At 71.5% G+C, this 17500-nt stretch carries 15 protein-coding genes; 7 read left to right on the forward strand and 8 right to left on the reverse strand.

The genetic code is table 11. The features are described from left to right. Together FNV62_RS23865 and FNV62_RS23870 are read right to left on the reverse strand one after the other, a co-directional pair. Complete coding sequence (locus tag FNV62_RS23865) at positions 1-1155, reverse strand: acyl-CoA dehydrogenase (protein WP_143627071.1); 1155 nt, start codon at positions 1153-1155, stop codon at positions 1-3. 7 nt (positions 1156-1162) lie between these two features. Next, entirely contained in the window at positions 1163-2356 is a 1194-nt protein-coding gene (locus FNV62_RS23870; RefSeq protein WP_054235632.1) for an amidohydrolase family protein, read from the reverse strand. Between the two features lie 160 nt (positions 2357-2516). On the opposite strand from FNV62_RS23870, the gene FNV62_RS23875 reads away from it, so the two are divergent. Then, positions 2517-4022 (forward strand): class I adenylate-forming enzyme family protein, encoded by a 1506-nt coding sequence (locus FNV62_RS23875; RefSeq protein WP_143627073.1) that lies wholly within the window; start codon positions 2517-2519, stop codon positions 4020-4022. Positions 4023-4067: 45 nt separating this feature from the next. On the opposite strand, the gene FNV62_RS23880 is transcribed toward FNV62_RS23875, so the two are convergent. Beyond that, a complete protein-coding gene (locus FNV62_RS23880; RefSeq protein WP_054235634.1) occupies positions 4068-4580 on the reverse strand; it encodes an EF-hand domain-containing protein in 513 nt (170 codons plus the stop codon). Between the two features lie 155 nt (positions 4581-4735). Continuing rightward, positions 4736-5119 (reverse strand): STAS domain-containing protein, encoded by a 384-nt coding sequence (locus FNV62_RS23885; protein ID WP_179858205.1) that lies wholly within the window; start codon positions 5117-5119, stop codon positions 4736-4738. Between the two features lie 395 nt (positions 5120-5514). Between FNV62_RS23885 and FNV62_RS23890 the strand changes: the two genes are divergently transcribed. After that, entirely contained in the window at positions 5515-6096 is a 582-nt protein-coding gene (locus FNV62_RS23890) for a sigma-70 family RNA polymerase sigma factor (protein WP_054235636.1), read from the forward strand. Further along, positions 6093-7592 carry a zf-HC2 domain-containing protein gene (locus FNV62_RS23895; protein WP_373559489.1) on the forward strand — a complete coding sequence of 500 codons (1500 nt, stop codon included), beginning with the start codon at positions 6093-6095 and terminating at the stop codon, positions 7590-7592. Before FNV62_RS23890 ends, FNV62_RS23895 begins: the two co-directional genes overlap by 4 nt. Before the next feature lie 63 nt (positions 7593-7655). Here FNV62_RS23895 and purU read toward each other — a convergent pair whose 3' ends face one another. Beyond that, a complete protein-coding gene (purU, locus tag FNV62_RS23900) occupies positions 7656-8537 on the reverse strand; it encodes a formyltetrahydrofolate deformylase (RefSeq protein ID WP_054235638.1) in 882 nt (293 codons plus the stop codon). Between the two features lie 87 nt (positions 8538-8624). Beyond that, positions 8625-9071, reverse strand: coding sequence for an SCO4402 family protein (locus tag FNV62_RS23905; RefSeq protein ID WP_054235639.1), 447 nt, complete (start codon positions 9069-9071; stop codon positions 8625-8627). Positions 9072-9242: 171 nt separating this feature from the next. On the opposite strand from FNV62_RS23905, the gene FNV62_RS23910 reads away from it, so the two are divergent. Beyond that, a complete protein-coding gene (locus FNV62_RS23910; protein WP_060901763.1) occupies positions 9243-10571 on the forward strand; it encodes an ABC transporter substrate-binding protein in 1329 nt (442 codons plus the stop codon). Between the two features lie 22 nt (positions 10572-10593). Here the strand turns inward: FNV62_RS23910 and FNV62_RS23915 are convergent, their stop codons facing one another. Both FNV62_RS23915 and FNV62_RS23920 read right to left on the reverse strand, forming a co-directional pair. Next, the gene (locus FNV62_RS23915) at positions 10594-12360 is read right to left on the reverse strand and encodes a hypothetical protein (protein ID WP_143627075.1); all 1767 of its coding nucleotides are present in this window, start codon (positions 12358-12360) and stop codon (positions 10594-10596) included. A gap of 225 nt (positions 12361-12585) precedes the next feature. Beyond that, positions 12586-13971 carry a transcriptional regulator gene (locus FNV62_RS23920; protein WP_067371989.1) on the reverse strand — a complete coding sequence of 462 codons (1386 nt, stop codon included), beginning with the start codon at positions 13969-13971 and terminating at the stop codon, positions 12586-12588. Positions 13972-14269: 298 nt separating this feature from the next. Between FNV62_RS23920 and FNV62_RS23925 the strand changes: the two genes are divergently transcribed. The 3 genes from FNV62_RS23925 (at position 14270) to FNV62_RS23935 (ending at position 17453) form a co-directional block, all read left to right on the forward strand. After that, positions 14270-14932, forward strand: coding sequence for a bifunctional DNA primase/polymerase (locus FNV62_RS23925; protein WP_097285203.1), 663 nt, complete (start codon positions 14270-14272; stop codon positions 14930-14932). Positions 14933-15039: 107 nt separating this feature from the next. Continuing rightward, entirely contained in the window at positions 15040-15834 is a 795-nt protein-coding gene (locus FNV62_RS23930) for an ABC transporter ATP-binding protein (RefSeq protein ID WP_054235643.1), read from the forward strand. Next, positions 15831-17453, forward strand: a complete 1623-nt coding sequence (locus tag FNV62_RS23935) for a transporter (RefSeq protein ID WP_143627077.1) — start codon at positions 15831-15833, stop codon at positions 17451-17453. The genes FNV62_RS23930 and FNV62_RS23935 overlap by 4 nt, the downstream gene beginning before the upstream one ends. Positions 17454-17500 lie beyond the last annotated feature (47 nt).

Consider the following 17500-nt stretch of genomic DNA (forward strand, 5'->3'; position numbering starts at 1 on the left):
TCACCGTCCCTTCGGCAGGCCCAGGATCCGCTCGGCCACGATGTTGTGCTGGATCTGCGAAGTGCCGGCCGCGATGGTGTACGACAGGGAGCTGAGCCGGTCGAGGGTCCACTCCCTGCCCAGGTCCAGCGCCTCGGGCCCGAGCACCTCGGCGGCGGCGTCGTACAGCTCCTGCCGCGCGTGTGAGTACCTCAGTTTGAAAACCGAACCGCCGACCCCCGGCACTCCCCCGTTGCTCTGTGCCTCGCTCACGTTCCACTGCGTGAGCCGCCACAGCGCGCGGAACTCCGCGTTCAGCCCGCCCAGCCGCCGCCGGAGTGCCGGATCGTCCCAGCGGCCGTTCTTCCGGGCCTCGCGCGCGACCTCCCCGAGCACCCGTCGGCAGGCCACGACCTCACCCACGAAGGCGGTACCGCGTTCGTACGACAGGGTCACCATGGTCACGCGCCAGCCGTCGTTCTCGGCGCCGACCCGTTGCGCGACGGGCACCCGCACCTCGTCGAGGAAGACCTCCGCGAACTCGGTCGAGCCCGCGAGGGTGCGCAGTGGCCGGACGGTGATCCCGGGCGCGTCCATCGGCATCGCGAGCCACGAGATCCCGCGGTGTTTCGGGGCCGCCGGGTCGGTCCTGACCAGCAGCTCGCACCAGTCGGCGACCTCGGCGTGGGAGGTCCAGATCTTGGACCCGCTCACTACGTAGTCGTCGCCGTCCCGCCACGCGCGTGTGCGCAGTGCCGCGAGGTCCGAGCCGGCGTCCGGTTCGCTGAACCCCTGGCACCAGACCTCCTCGCCGCGCAGCACCGGCGGCAGCCAGCGCGCCCGCTGTGCGGGGGTCCCTTCGGAGGCGATGGTCGGCCCGGCGTGCAGCAGTCCGACGAAATTGGCCCCTACGTAGGGGGCGCCCGCCTTTTCCGTCTCCTCCAGGTAGATGAGGTGCTGGGTCGGCGTGGCGCCCCGGCCCCCGGCGTCGACGGGCCAGTGCAGCCCCGCGTACCCGGCGTCGTACAGCATCCGCTGCCACCCGAGGTCGTACGCCCGTCGGCCGGGCCAGTCGGCCGGGGACGGTTTCGGGGGCAGCGACGGGAGCACCTCGGCGAGCCACTCCCGCAGCCGGGCGCGGAACTCCTCCTCCTCGGGGGTGTACGTGAGATCCATGGGCCCGCTACTTGTCGAGGTCCAGGTCGAGCATGCGGATGGCGTTCCCGCGCATCAGCTTGTGGATGGTCTCGTCGTCGAGGCCCTTCACATGGTCGAGGGCGACCTCCTTGGTGTGCGGGAAGGTCGAGTCGACGTGCGGGTAGTCGGTCTCGAAGGTCGCGTTGTCCCGTCCCACGACGTCCAGCGAGGCGACGCCGTGCTTGTCGCGGAAGAAGCAGCAGAAGATCTGCCGGTAGTAGTACGTCGAGGGCGGCTCCGGGATGAGGTCCCGGACGCCACCCCAGGCGCGGTGCTCCTGCCAGACGTCGTCGGCGCGCTCCAGGGCGTACGGGATCCAGCCCATCTGCCCCTCCGAGTAGGCGAGTTTGAGGCGTGGGAACTTCACCAGCACCCCGCTGAAGAGGAAGTCCATCATCGAGGCCATCGCGTTGTTGAAGGACAGCGAGGCCTGGACGGCGGGCGGCGCGTCCGGGGACGCGGCGGGCATCTGCGAGGAGGAACCGATGTGCATGTTCACGACCGTCCCCGTCTCCTGGCAGACCGCGAAGAACGGGTCCCAGTAGCCGGAGTGGATGGAGGGCAGGCCGAGGTGGGTGGGGATCTCGGAGAAGGTCACCGCCTTCACTCCGCGCGCGGCGTTGCGCCGGATCTCCGCGACCGCCAGTTCGATGTCCCACAGCGGGATGAGGCACAGCGGGATCAGCCGGCCGCCGCTGTCGCCGCACCACTCCTCGACCATCCAGTCGTTGTACGCGCGCACGCAGGCCAGGGCCACTTCCTTGTCGTGCGCCTCGGCGAACGTCTGCCCGCAGAAGCGGGGGAAGGTCGGGAAGCAGAGGCTTCCCTCGACGTGGTTGAGGTCCATGTCCTTGAGCCGCTCGACGGGGTCCCAGCAGCCGCGCCGCATCTCCGCGCGTGTGATGCCCTCCAGGGTCATCTCGTCGCGGTCGAAGCCGACGGCGGCGATGTTGCGCTTGTACGGGAACTTGAGGTCCTCGTAGATCCACCAGTCGGTGGGCGGGCCGTCCGGGTCCATGGTGATCTGGTACTTGCCGCCGACGTAGGCGAGTTCACCGATTCCGGCCGTGAGGGGCTTGGGTCCCCGGTCCTGGTACTTCTTCGGCAGCCAGGTCTCGAAGAGGTGCGCGGGCTCGATCACGTGGTCGTCGACGCTGATGATGCGGGGCAGTTCGGTCATGGTTCCCCTCCGCCTGGCGTACCTATCTGATGGGCCGTCAGATTTCCATTTCCCCAGCAGGCTAGTCCCGCACCCCTGGACCGACAAGGCGCCGAGCCCTACGCTCTGCGCACGATCTGACTGTCCGTCAGCTCCATCACGGTCACAGGGGGCCGCCGCCGTGAACGACACCGCCCACGCACTGAGCGCATCCCGCACCCTCTGGGAACTGGTCGCCCGCCGGGCCGACCTCACCCCCGACCGCCCGGTCCTCCTCCAGGGCGACCGCACCCTGAGCTTCGGCGCGTTGCGCGACCGCGCCGAGCGGGTGGCGGCGGGCCTGTACGACATGGGCGTACGTCCCGGCACGGTGGTCGCCTGGCAGCTGCCCACCCGTATCGAGACCGCCCTGCTGTCCTTCGCCCTGGCCCGCCTCGGCGCCGTGCAGTCCCCGGTCATCCCCTTCTACCGCGACCGCGAGGTCGGCTTCGCGCTGCGGGAGTCCAAGGCCGAGTACTTCGCCGTACCGGGCGAGTGGCGCGGGTTCGACCACACGGGGATGGCGCGGCGGCTCGGCGCGAAGGGCGTCTTCGAGGCCTACGACGTGTTGCCGGACGGCGATCCCGCCGCGCTGCCCGCGCCACCCGCCGAGGGCACCTCGGTCCGCTGGATCTACTGGACCTCGGGGACGACGTCCGACCCCAAGGGGGTCCTCCACACGGATCGTTCGCTGATCGCGGGCGGCTCGTGTCTCGCCCACGCGCTGCGGCTGTCGGCCGCCGACGTGGGCTCGATGGCCTTCCCGTACGCGCACATCGCCGGGCCCGACTACACGGTGATGCTGCTGCTGTACGGCTTCCCGGCGGTGATGTTCGAGCACTTCGCGCTGCCGGAGGCGCTGACGGAGTACCGGCGGCACGGGGTGACGGTGGCGGGCGGTTCGACGGCGTTCTATTCGATGTTCCTCGCCGAGCAGCGCAAGCGGCCGTCCGAGCCGGTCGTCCCCACGCTGCGGCTGCTGGCGGGCGGGGGCGCGCCGAAGCCGCCCGAGGTGTACCACTCGGTCGTACGGGAGATGGGCGTGCAGCTCACCCACGGGTACGGGATGACCGAGGTCCCGATGATCACGATGGGGGCGCCGGACGACACGGCCGAGAACCTCGCGACGACGGAGGGCAGGCCGCCGGCGGGCATGGAGATACGGATCGTGGACGGCGAGGTACGGCTGCGGGGGGAGGCCGTCTGTCAGGGGTACCTGGACCCGGCGCAGACCGCCGAGGCCTTCGACGAGGACGGGTTCCTGATCACCGGCGACGTCGGTCGTCTGACGGAGAGCGGGCACCTCGTCCTCACCGGGCGCCTGAAGGACGTCATCATCCGCAAGGGCGAGAACATCTCGGCGAAGGAGATCGAGGACCTGCTGCACCAGCACCCGGCCGTCGGGGACGTCGCGGTGATCGGCCTCCCGGACGCCGACCGCGGCGAGCGGGTCTGCGCCGTGGTCGAACAGCCCCCGGGCGCCGACGAACTGACGCTCGCCGTCGTGGTCTCGTACCTGCGCGAGGAGGGACTCTCCGTCCACAAACTCCCCGAGCAGTTGGAGGTCGTGGACGCCCTCCCCCGCAACGAGACGCTCCGGAAGGTACTCAAGTACAAGCTCCGGGAGCGGTTTTCGGGGGAGGGGTGAGGGTGGGGACCGGACGACCAGTGGGAGTGCGGGTCCCGTAGGGGGCTACTCCGGGACTGTGAAGTAGCGGGCGAACGAGGTGACGACCTCCGTTTCGCCGATCCGGCCGTCGGCGTCCGTGTCGAGCGCGGCGGCCGCCACGGCTGCGACGCCGTCGGGCACGCCCAGGGCCCTGAGTACGCGGACGGCCTCCTCGACCGTGGCCGCGCCGTCCCCGTCCGTGTCCGCGACGGCGAGGGCCGCGTGCAGGAAGGGACGGGCGATCTCCCCGAAGCGGTCGGGATTGTCGCGCAGCCGCTTCACGGCGCCGTTCACGAACTCTTCCCGGGTGATGCGCTGATCGCCGTCACGATCCGCTATCCCCGCCATGCCCTGCCAGAACGCCTCCGCGCCGACGTACAGGGCCTGACCCTTGTCCGACCGTGCCGCCGTATCGAACTCGGCGAGAACCGCCTTCGTCGCGGCGTTGAAGTCCTCCCGGTCGATGTAGCCGTTGCCGTCCTGGTCGAAGCCGGCGAAGCGGGCGGCAATCCTGCGCTCGTACTCGGTACTGACCATGGTCTTCTCGGACCGCCTTACAACTCAGCCGGACTCTCAGCCGGACTGCGGTTTCATCTGGCACGGAGCGTACGACGCCCGGGCAACCGGGGGTGCGGGAAAACGACGGTTGTGCCAAGACCGAGGGAATTCCCGGACAACTGTGTGGCGCGGGCTCACGCCGACAGCGGGCGCGACTCCTCGTCGACGGCCGAGACGACGTCCGGGTAGACGTCGAAGAGGCGGCGCACGCCGAGGGCCCCGAGAACGCGGTTGACGTGGGAGACGTCGGACGCGCCCTGGGCCGGCAGGATCAGCCGCAGGCGCCCCTGGCAGGAGCGGACCAGGCGGCGGGTCGCGATGAGGACGCCGACGCCGCTGGAGTCGCAGAAGAGGACCTCGGAGAGGTCGAGGACCAGACTGTGGCGACCCTCCGCCACCGCCTCGTGCACCCGTCGGCGCAGCACCGGAGACGTCACGAGATCCATCTCGCCCGACACCCGGAGCACGGCCCACTCACCCCACTCGCCCCACTCGTCGTCGGTCACCTTGAGCGTCACCACAACGCCTCCCGCTCGCCTCGCCCGCCGAAAAACGGAAGCACTTCTTACGCTTCCTGTCAGCGCGGCTGCCCCACCGTCGTTCCATGAAACACCGGTACGCGATCGATGAAACGTCGGTCTACGGTCGAAAATGCTGGACGACCGAGCTGTTTCGGTCGTCCAGTGGTCACGTACGGTCTATTTCGATCGGATCCAAGGGGGGAAACGATGGGCTTCTACCATCCGGACCCCGTCCAGGGGCGCACATTGACGTAAAGGGGCGTGCGCTGTCGGACGTGCCGACTACATTCGAGACAGCGATGCACACAGGCTGGACGGGGACGCCGGCCGCCGACAGGTACGGACAGGGACGCAGGGACAGGCGCCGGGCAGGAGCAGAGTGAGGGGGCCGCATGGCGACGAAGGACGCACCGCCCCGCTGGGACCGCAAGATGCAGCAGCGGCTCGCACGCGGGGAGGCGGCCGCGCTCGGTGAGCTCTACGACCGGTTCGCCTCGCTCGTGCACGGCCTCGCGCACCGCGTACTCGGCGACGAACGGGCCGCCGACAACATCACCCGCGAGGTGTTCGCCCACGTCTGGCAGAGCCCCGAGTCGTACGACCCCAAGCAGGGTCCCCTGCGTTCCTGGATCGCCACGCTGACCCACCGGCTCGCCGTGCAGCGGCTGCGCGCCACCGAGACCGCCGCGCTCGCCCTGGACGGCGGCGGCACCACCGAGGAGTTGGAACGCAAGGTGCGCAGCGCCTCCGTCGCAGCCCGCGCGGACTACATCGTCACGTCCATGCCGACCCCACTGCGGGCCGCCCTGGAGCTGGCGTACTTCCAGCGCCGCGACTACCGCCAGGCCGCCGCCGACCTCGGCGTCACCGAGGACGAGGCCCGCCGCCGGCTCCGCCTCGGCCTGCAACTGCTGTCCACCGCCCACGACACCGGGCTCTCCGGCACGCCGCCCGAATACGGAGGTGCGCGGTGAGCGGAGGAGCGGACCGGTTCGAGCCCTTCGACGAGCCTTTCGACAGGCCTCTCGACGAACACGAGGAGCACGAGGCGAAAGAGGAGCACGAGGAGCACGAGGCGAAAGAGCAGGGCGGTGAGGGGGACGGCGAGGACGGAGGCGGGCGCGCGCAGGGGGCGGCCGACCGGAGTTCCGGTGGGCCCCTCGACGTCGACGGCGGTCACGGTGACGGCCCTGCCGGAGGCGGGGGTGACGGGGGCGGCGGTGGGTTCACCGGTCCCGCGGGACCCGCAGGGTCGGGGCAGCCGCCGCGCATCCCCCTGCCGCGTTCCTCCGTCGAGGACACCGGACTGCCGCTGCCGGAACCCGCGCCGCTCGTCCTGGAACACCGGGTGCTGAAGTCGCTGCTCGGCGCGTGGGCGCTGGCCGCCTGCTCGGCGCAGGAGACGGCGGCGGTCGAGGAGCACCTCGGGGAGTGCGGTTCGTGCGCGGACGAGGCGCTGCGGCTGCGCGGGGCGGTCGGGCTGCTGCACCCGCCGGAGAGCCTCGATCTCGACCCGTCGCTGCGCACCCGGGTCCTGGAGGGCTGCCTTGACCGGCGTCCGGCGCGTATCCCGGTGCCCGAGTGGGCGGCGCCCTACGACGCGGAGGCCGCGCGGCTCGACGCGCTGTTGCAGGACATAGGCGACGCGGAGTGGCACGCGCCGGTGCGGTTGCGCTGGTTCGAGGGCGACGGGCCCGTGAGCCGGCGTACGACCGTGGCCGGGGTCATCGCGCATCTGCTCTCCGTGGACGGGCTGGTGGGGGTCGCGCTGGGCCTGGAGGACCCGCTCGGCGCCGCGACGGCCGAGAAGACCGACGCGGAGGGGGCGGCCGCGGGCGCCCCGACCCCTTCGCAGCGCACCGAGGCGTACTGGCGGGCCTCGCACTTCCCGCCCACCCGGGCCGTGCGCGCGCCCTGGCGGGAGCAGAGCCACCACATCGTGCGTACGGTGTCGTTCGCGGGCGGAGGCTCCGGGCGGCTCGCCGTGTCGTACGGCGGTTTCGCACTGCCGCTCAGCGACTCGATGCTGGATCGCGCCTTCGAGTGCTGGGTGCACGCGGGGGACATCGCGGACGCCGTGGACTATCCGTACGAGCCGCCCGCGCCACGCCATCTGCACCGGATGATCGACCTGGCGGCGCGGATGCTGCCCGTGTCGCTCGCCGAGCGGCGGCGGGCGGGGCTGTCGGCTCCGGCGCCCCGCCGTCTCGTCGCCGCCGGGGCGCCCGGACGCAGTCTGCGTCTGGAGATCGAGGGCTCCGGTGGGGGCGAGTGGCTGATCCCGCTCGACTCCCCGGCGAGCGTCGCCTCCGCCGAGCACGAGGTCGCGCATGTCGCGCTGGACGGGGTGGAGTTCTGTCGGCTGGCGGCGGGGCATGTGTCGCCGGAGGAGGCGGCGGCGGGTCAGGTGGGCGACCGCGAGGCCATCAGAGACGTACTCTTCGCCGCCGCGTCCCTGAGCCGGATGTAGGCCGCCCCCGTCCGCCCGCGGCCGAAACGATCCCCGGGGCCGGGGGCGAAGCCGCCGCGCGTCCTAGGCGAACACCACCGTGCGGCGACCGTTCAGGAGGATCCGGCGCTCGGCGTGCCACTTCACCGCGCGCGCCAGCGCCTGGCACTCCACGTCCCGCCCGATGGCGACCAGCCCGTCGGGCGTCACGTCGTGGCCGACGCGCTCGACCTCCTGCTCGATGATCGGCCCCTCGTCGAGGTCGGCGGTGACGTAGTGCGCCGTCGCGCCGATCAGCTTCACACCGCGCGCATGCGCCTGGTGGTACGGCTTCGCGCCCTTGAAGCTCGGCAGGAAGGAGTGGTGGATGTTGATGATCCGGCCGCTGAGCTGCTTGCACAGGTCGTCCGAGAGGACCTGCATGTAGCGGGCCAGCACGACCAGTTCGACCCCTTCGGAGCGGACCAGTTCCAGCAGCTGCGCCTCGGCCTGCGCCTTCGTGTCCTTCGTCACCGGAATGTGGTGGAAGGGGACGTCGTACGAGGCCACGAGCTCGGCGAAGTCCGTGTGGTTGGAGACCACGGCCGCGATGTCGACGCGCAGCGCGCCGGTCCGCGCGCGGAAGAGCAGGTCGTTCAGACAGTGGCCGAACTTGCTGACCATCAGCACGACCCGCATCTTGTCCTCGGCCCGGTTGAGCTGCCAGTCCATGTGGAAGGAGTCACCGATCGCCGCGAAGCTCGCGCGCAGCTTGTCCACGGTCACCGGCGCCTCCGCCGAGAAGTGGACACGCATGAAGAACAGTCCCGTGTCGTGGTCGCCGAACTGCTGACTGTCCTCGATGTTGCAGCCGGTCATGAAGAGGTAGCTCGACACGGCGTGCACGATTCCCTGCTTGTCCGGGCAGGAGAGGGTCAGGACGTACTGTTCGGCGGGCGCCGCGGCGCGGGTGGACTGATCGTTCATGCAGGACAGGGTCCCATACGAGGCACCGCGCCGGACGAACCGTCCCGCCACGCGGACGCGGCACCGGGCGTCCCGCCGCCCCGGACGCTACGCCGAGCGCGTCAGGATCCGCAGGACCTCCAGCGTCCGCGGCGGAGTGTCCGGATCCTCGCCGTCGCTCACCGCGAGACGTACGTGCGCGTCACGCGCCGCCCGCAGTGCCTCCGGCCACGCCTGGTGGTCGAGGTAGGCGGAGACGGGTGCGTCGGGCCCGACCTGGTGCATGATCCGCAGGACGCGGAGCACGGCGGTGTCGACGAGGGCCGCCTCCTGGGAGTCCCGGAAGATCGTGCCGACGTACTTCTCGGCGGACCAGTTGTCCAGCCAGGTGTCCTCGACCAGGCGGTACACGGCGTCGGTGACGTCCCCGTACCCGTCGATCCCGGCGAGCCAGACGTCACGTTGGAAGGTGGGGTCGGAGAGCATGTGCAGCGCGGAACGCACATTGCTGCGCCAGCGCCACCAGGGCATGTCGTTCAGTGGCATGCCGCCCATGGTGGAGGAGCGACGGCCGCGACGGGAAGAGTTCTCCGAACCTTGCACAGTCGACGATCGTACGTTCTCCGCGAAAATGCGATCATCGCCCCCCGTAATTCACCTCTACGTCACCCCACGTTGACCACGGGTCACACGCGGGTTAGTGATGTGACGGAATCGTGCGTGTCCATGACCGGTAGGCGACGCACCAGCACCACTCCACCCGTCCGCCCCCAGCGGACCGGGTCCAGAGTCTCGACGAAGGTCAAGGCCAGAGCCCTCTTCGCGGGCGCGGTGGTGGCGTGTGCGTCGATCGCCGTCGGGTGTGGTGTCGTCCCCGGTATCACGGGGGGCTCCGGGGACGACACCATCACCGTCATGACCTGGGCGCCGCAGGACACCCCCGCGACCAACAAGCCCGGCATGCCCGCCATGGCCGAGGCCTACGCGCGCTGGGTCAACGCGAACGGTGGCATCCACGGCCACAAGCTCAAGGTCCTGACCTGCAACGACCACAACGACACCGTGTACGCGGCAAAGTGCGCCCGGCGCGCGGCCGACGAGAACGTGGTCGCGGTCGTCGGCTCCTACAGCCAGCACGGCCGTTCCTTCCTGGCCCCGCTGGAGGCCGCCGGCATCCCGTACATCGGCGGCTACGGCGTCACCGACGACGAGTTCTCGAGCCCGCTCTCCTATCCGATCAACGGCGGCGAGCCCGCCCTGCTGGCCGGTCTCGGTGAGCAGCTCGGCAAGGCGTGCGGCCCGGTGGCACTCGTCCGCCCCGACACCGTCGCGGGCGACCAGCTTCCGGTGCTGCTCAACGCCGGCCTGAAGGCGGAGGGCCACGCGCCCGGCACCGACCAGCGGGCCGCCGAGGACGCGACCGAGTACTCGCAGCAGACCCAGCTCGCGCTCGGCCGCGCGAGCTCGGACCCGCTCAAGCGGGGCTGTGTGGTGTCCGCGCTCGGGGACCGTACGGAGACCTTCATGGACTCGTTCCGGCGCGACCGCCAGGACTATCCGAAGGTCGGCACGGGCACGGTGCTGGGCAGCCTCGACCAGTCCCTGATCGATTCCACCGGCGGCCAGTCGAGCCCGTACGAGGGCGCGCACGTCACCGGCTGGTACCCGGTGGCGAGCGACAAGCGCTGGGACCCGATGCGCAAGGTCATCAAGGAGCAGGCCTTCGGCGACAACCGGATCGACCCCGCGGACGCCGGCGTGCAGACCACCTGGATCGCGTACAACGTGCTCAAGTCGGTCGTCGAGTCACTGGGCGACAGCCAGGTGACCTCGCTCGCGATCCGGCACGCCCTCGACAACGGCCTCAAGGTGACCACCGGCCGGCTCACCCCGACCCTCAGCTGGCGCTACGAGGACCTGATCGCGGCTGTCGACTTCCCGCGCCTGGTCAACGCCCACGTCACCTTCCAGGTCGTACGCAAGGGTCAGCTGGCCTCGGAGCGCAACGGGTTCATCGACGTGTCGAAGACGCTGGAGAACGCGGACTCGACCTGATCGGCGGGCTCGGACCGGGCGGTCACAGCTGGGTCGTCGTGCGCCGCGTCAGTCCGTACGTCGAGGCGATCGAGTTCCACAGCCTGGCGGCCTTCGCCTTCTGCGCGCTCGCGGTGCCGCTGGCCTGGTTGGCCGCCGCGGTCTGACCGGTGGGGCGGGCGTGGCCCTTCTTGCAGCCCTTCTTGTCCTTGACCTGGTCGGCCCAGGCCGCGTAGTGGTTGTCGGCCGACGCGGAGGCCTGCCAGGCGCTGTTCAGCGCGGCGGTCAGCTGGGCGTTGTTCGGAAGCTTGTCGACCGAGAGTCCGCCGAGCCTGGTCACCAGTTCGGACCGCTGCTTGGCCGCGTCGCGCAGGTCACTGGCCGCCTGGTCCAGGTTGTTGCACGCCTTCACGTTCTCCACGGCGTTGATCACCGAGTCGCGGCTGTTGTTGCTGTCCGCGAGGAGCTTGTCCAGCGCGACGGCCTGCGCCTTGGCCGGGTCGGCCCCCGACGACGAGCCGTCCGTGGCCTGTGCCGTCGCCGATACGTTCTTGCTGCTGCCGTTCTTGCCGCTGTCGCTGCCTCCGCCGCCGCTGAGCATGGCGCCGGCCCCTATGCCGAGCACGACGATGCCGATACCGACGCCCGCGATCAGCGGGACGCGCGAGCGGCTCCGTCCACCGCGGTCACCGCCGTCGTCGTCGGCCGCGCCGCGCCGGGTGGCGGCCCGCCCGCCCGGCGCTCCGGGCATCCCGGGTGCCTGCGCGGCATACGGGGCGTGCGGGGTGTGGGGGGCGTGCGGGGCAGGGGCCTCGAACCGCGGCAGCTGCTGCGTGGACGCGGGCCCCTCCGACGCGCCCTGCGCACCGGGCGCACTGCGGAACAGGTTGTCGAACTCCGCGGGCGGCTGCCGGTCCTCCGGGCCGCCCGGACGTATCCCGTACGGCGCCGCGCCCGGCTCGGCGGGCACGGGGGCGATGTACTGCGTGGCCTCGGCGTCGGGGTGCGCGGCCGGGGGCAACGGCCCCGAAGGCACCTCGGGCGGCAGCGCACCCGGGCCCACCGGCGGGATGTACTGCGTGGCCCCCTCGGCGGGCGTGGCCGGGACGGGCGGCAGGAACTGGGTCGCGCCCTCGGCCGCGGCCGGAACCGGCGGGATGTACTGCGTGGCGCCCTCGTCGACGGCGGGCGGCAGCGCCCCGGGAACGGCGGGCGGCAGCGCGGCGGCGTGCGCGCCCTGCGGCTGCTGCGGGGGTACGGCACCGCTCTGGTGGCCGCCGTACGCCGGATCCTGTCGGCCTCCGTAGGAGGACGTCTCCTGGCCGCCGTACGACGGCGGCTGCTGCTCCCCGTACGGTCGCTGCTCCCCGTACGACGGCGGCTGGCTGCCCTCGGCCGGCAGCGGGCCGCCGGGGGCCTGCTGGGCCGGGAAGCCCTGCTGCTGGGCGGGGGCGGCGCCCCAGCCCTGCGCCGGCTGCTCGGGTGAGGCCCAGGTCTGGGTGGACGGGTCGTGACCGCCCCAGTCCGGGGTGGGGGCGCCGGACGGGGACGGCTCGGAGCCGCTCCACGTCTGGGTGCCGTTCACGGGCGCTCCCCAGCCCTCGGCGGGCTGCGGGGCCGGTGCCGCCGACGGGTCCGGTCCCCACGGCTGGTCCCAGGTCTGACCGCCCGCCGGGATCGCTGGGGCCGCCGGAACGGCCCGGTCGCCCGTCATGCCCGGCAACAGCGGTTCGCCGCCGTCGGAGGGCAGCACGATGCCTTCGCGCGCCGTGCGCGCCGAGGGCTGCTCGCCCTGTCCACTCTGCGTCACCGGGACTCCTACTAATGGGGGACCTTCGGAATCGTCGGCTCACGCTACCGGGTCCCCACGCGCCCGTGCCACGCAGCACTGGGCGTTACCCCCGCCCCCTGTGACCGGGGTAACGAATACGCCCCACTGTGCGCTGTATCTGACTCCTCCCACTCCAGGCGTCTTCGTTGGCCCGGCGTTCACGCCCGTGCACACTGCGTGTTCACCGACGCGCACACGATCCACTCACGCCGCCGCCTGCAACTCCAGCCGCGCCCCGAACTCCCGTACCACCGCCTCGTCGCGGTACGGCTCCAGGCGCTGCTGGAAGTCGTCCAGGTACTCGGCGCCGCGGTTGGAGCGGAGCGTGCCGAGGAGTTCGACCGCGCGCAGACCCGTGTGGCACGCCTGTTCCACCTCGCGCTGCTGGACCTGCGCGGTGGCCAGCAGGACGTAACCGATGGCCCGGCGGCGGGCCCGCGACTCCGGATGCCCGGCGAGGGACTCCTCGGCGCAGCGCGCGGCGGCCTCCGCCTGACCCAGGTCACGGTGGCAGTGCGCCAACTCGTCGGCGAGATAGGCCTCGTCGAAGTGCGCGATCCACGTCGGGTCGTCCCCCGAGGCCGCGTCGGCGCCCTCGAGCGCGGTGACCGCACGCCCGGACGCCACCTGAGCGGCGCGCGCGTCGCCCATCAGGGCGTGCCCGCGCGCCTCCGCGGCGTGGAACATCGACTCCGCGCGCGGTGTCACCCGCCCCCGCGCCCCCTCCTGCGCCGCGCGCGCCAACTGCGCGATCTCGCGCGGGTTGCCGAGCTGCGCCGCCAGGTGGCTCATGGACGCGGCCAGCACGTACCCGCCGTATCCCCGGTCCCCGGCCGCCTGGGCGAGCCGCAGCGCCTGGATGTAGTACCGCTGGGCAAGGCCCGGTTGACCGGTGTCGATGGCCATGTAGCCCGCGAGTTCCGTCAACCGCGAGACCGCCGAGAAGAGTTCGCGTCCGACACCCTCCCGGTACGAACCCGCGAGCAGCCCGGAGACCACGCTGTTGAGGTAGTGCACGACGACCGGGCGCACATGCCCGCTGCCGTACTGGTGGTCCAGGTCCGTGAGCGCCTGGGTCATCGCGCGGACCGCCGCCACGTCCGAGAGCCCGACCCGCGGACCCGCCGCACGCGCCACCTGCGAGTCCGGCGCGGAGATCAGCCAGTCGCGGCTCGGCTCGACGAGCGCGGAGGCGGCGACGGACGAGCCGGACAGGAAGTCCCTGCGCCCGACGTCACTGCGCCACAGCTCACACACCTGCTCGATGGCGCCGAGGACGGTCGGCGAGAACTGCAACCCCACGCCCGACGCGAGGTTCTTGCCGTTGGCCATGCCGATCTCGTCGATCGTGACCGTACGGCCCAGCTTGCGGCCGAGCGCCTCGGCGATGATCGCGGGAGCGCGCCCCCTCGGCTGCTGACCGCGCAACCAGCGCGCCACCGAGGTCTTGTCGTAGCGCAGATCGAGGCCGTGCTCGGCGCCGCACATGTTGACCCGGCGGGCCAGACCGGCGTTGGAACAGCCCGCTTCCTGGATGAGCGCCTGCAGCCGTTCGTTCGGCTGCCTGGCGACGAGAGGCCTTGCGGCCATGGCGTACCCCCTGTGGCTGCGGTGCCTGCCCACGCACCGAGTTGACGTGTCCTCATCGGCCAACCACAGCGAAGGAAGTCGGCCATGAAGATCAATGCCCCGCCGACATACCGAAGATGCGAGACATGTGAGGATTGCCGGGGTAAAGGCGGTTGCCCCGACCCCACCCCTGGTTACCCACGACCCGCTGTCATTCCCCCTGCGCGCCCCCACCCGTGCATCCATGCGCCCCACACGCGGGAACGATGCCCCTCCCCCGCGCACGGGACCCCCGTAACCCCCTGTGGCAGCTAGAGTTGTGTTCATCGTGGAAGAGACCATCGCGGGGCCCGAAGCCGTCCAAATCCCGAAGCAGCGTGGCGAATCATTGCTTGACACCGCCGTGCGATATGCCGAAGAGCGCCATTGGGACGTGTTCCCGGGCACGTGGCTGGAGGCCGTCGAGGGGATGCAACGCTGCTCCTGCGGCGAGGCCACCTGCCCCATGCCGGGCGCACACGCGGCACGCGAGGACTGGGCGACGCAGGCGACGGGCAGTGCGACCGTCGTGCGCCGGATGTGGTCGAAGCAGCCGAACGCGTCGATCCTGCTGCCCACCGGGCGTACGTTCGACGCGATCGATGTGCCGGAGACGGCCGGATTCCTCGCGCTCGCCCGCATGGAGCGGATGGAGCTGACGCTGGGGCCGGTGACGTGCACGCCGGACCGGCGCATGCACTTCTTCGTCCTTCCCGGCGCGGCGGTGAAGGTCCCCGACCTGGTACGCCGACTGGGCTGGCCGCCCGCCTCGCTCGACCTGGTCACCCTGGGCGAGGGCTCGTACGTGGCGGCTCCGCCCACCCGGTTCGGTTCGCGGGGTGCGGTGCAGTGGGCCTGCCGGCCGACGCCGGCGAATCGGTGGCTGCCGGATGCGGAGGAATTGATCTCGCCGCTTGCCTATGCGTGCGGCAGGGATCGGTAACGCCGGTTGGGCGTCGTCCTTTCACTGCGGGTTCGTCGTGGCTGGTCGCGCAGTTCCTCGCGCCCCTAAAAGCCTAAAAGCAGGGCACTCGCCCTTAGGGTGCTCACATGGCCGAGCAAACAGGGGCAGACGTTCCCGCCGTACGTGTGCAGGGGCTCTGGAAGCGGTTCGGGGAGCAGGTCGCCGTCGCCGGGATCGATCTGGAGTTGCCCGCGGGGCGGTTCATCGGGCTCGTAGGGCCCAACGGCGCGGGCAAGACGACCACCCTCTCGATGGTGACCGGGCTGCTCAGGCCCGACCAGGGCGGCGTCGAGGTCGTCGGCCATGACGTCTGGCGCGACCCGGCGGCGGTGAAGGCCCGGATCGGCATACTCCCCGAGGGCCTACGGCTCTTCGAACGACTCTCCGGGCGTGAGCTCCTCGCCTACACCGGCCGGTTGCGCGGCCTGCCCGGCGCCGAGGTCGACAAGCGCACCACCCAGCTCCTCGACGTCCTCGACCTCGCGGGCGCCCAGCACAAACTCGTCGTCGACTACTCGACGGGCATGCGCAAGAAGATCGGCCTCGCCGCCGCTCTCCTCCACAACCCCGAGGTCCTCTTCCTCGACGAGCCGTTCGAGGGCGTCGACCCCGTCTCCGCGCAGACCATCCGCGGCGTCCTGGAGCGCTACACGGCATCGGGCGCCACGGTCGTCTTCTCCTCCCACGTCATGGAACTCGTCGAATCACTGTGCGACTGGGTGGCCGTCATGGTCGCGGGACGCATCCGCGCGCACGGCCCGCTCGCGGAGGTCCGCGGCGACGCGCCCTCCCTCCAGCAGGCGTTCCTGGAACTGGTCGGCGCACAGGGCCGCGACCGCGGGTCCGACCTGGACTGGCTGGGCGGCGGGGCGGCGCGATGAACACGAGCACCTCCGGAGTCTCCTCCGAGGCCTCGATCACCCCCGTCGTCGTACGGCTGAAGCTGTCGCTGCTGCGCAACGGGCTGCGGCAGTCGGCCGGGCGGCGGGCCGCGTACATCACCTCGGTCGTCGTGGTCCTCCTCTTCGCCGCCCTCCAACTGCTCGGCCTCATCGCCCTGCGGGGCAACGCGCACGCCGCGTCCGTCACCGTCCTGCTGATCGCGGTCATGGCCCTCGGCTGGGCCGTGATGCCGCTGTTCTTCCCCAGCGGCGACGAGACCCTCGACCCGACGCGTCTGGTCATGCTGCCGTTGCGACCGCACCCGTTGGTCCGGGCGCTGCTCGTGGCCTCGCTGGTCGGTATCGGACCGCTGTTCACCCTGTGCCTGCTGGTCGGTTCCGTGATCTCCGTGGCGCACGGCACGGCGGCGTACGTCACCGGTGTCGTGGCCGTGCCGTTGGCGCTGCTCGTCTGTGTGGCCCTCGCGCGGGCCGTCGCCGCCGCCAACATCCGGCTGCTGTCCAGCCGCAAGGGCCGCGACCTGGCCGTACTGAGCGGCCTCGTCATCGCGATCGGCGCGCAGCTCGTCAACTTCGGCGCGCAGCGGCTCGGTTCGGCGGGCGGAGTGTCCCGGCTCGACCCGGCGGCGGACGTGCTGCGCTGGGTGCCGCCCGGGTCGGCGATCGGCGCGGTGGACTCGATGAGCAGGGGCTCGTACGCGATGGGGGTCGCCCAACTCGTCCTGAGCGTGGCGGCGCTGGTGGGGCTGCTGGCGCTCTGGTCGAGGCACCTGACCCGGCTGATGACCTCCCCGGACGGGTCGACGTTGCAGGCGGGCGAAAGCGCGGCGCGGGAGCGGATTCCGACGGGCGGGCTGCGCCGGATGCTGCCCCCGGGGCGCACCGGGACCGTGATGGAGCGCAGCCTGCGGTACGTGTGGCGCGACCCGAAGACGAAGGCCGCGTGGGTGACCTCGCTGGCGATCGGGCTGATCGTGCCCGTGTTCAACGCCCTGCAGGGCACCGGCTCGATCTACTTCGCGTGCTTCGCGGCCGGGATGCTCGGCATCCAGATGTACAACCAGTTCGGTCAGGACACCTCCGCCTTCTGGATGGTCGCGATGACCATCGCGTCCCCGCACGACGCGTACGTCGAACTGCGCGGGCGTGCGCTGGCGCTGCTGGTGATCACCCTGCCGTACGCGACGCTCGTGACCGTGCTGACGACGGCGATGCTCGACGACTGGTCCAAGCTGCCCGAGGTCCTCGGCCTGTCCTTCGCGCTGCTCGGCGCGATGCTGGCGACCGGCGCCTGGTCCTCGGCCCGCTTCCCGTACTCGATCCCGCAGGAGGGCTACAAGAACGTGGCCCCCGGGCAGGCGGGCCTCGCCTGGATCGCCATCTTCGGCGGAATGGTCTCGGCGGCGCTGCTGACCGCTCCCGTCATCGCCCTCACGATCTGGCTGAACGTGACGGCGGACGGGGACCGGTGGAGCTGGCTGCTGCTGCCGCTGGGGGCCGGATACGGGGCGCTGATCACGGCGTTCGGGCTGCGGATGGCGGCGCCGCGGACGGCCCGACGGCTGCCGGAGATCCTGGCGGCGGTCAGCAAGGGCTGAGCCGGCGGGGAGAGCGACAGGGAGGCCGACGTGCCGACGGGGAGAGC

This window comes from Streptomyces sp. RLB3-17, assembly GCF_007113425.2.
GTDB classification, from domain to species: domain Bacteria; phylum Actinomycetota; class Actinomycetes; order Streptomycetales; family Streptomycetaceae; genus Streptomyces; species Streptomyces mirabilis_D.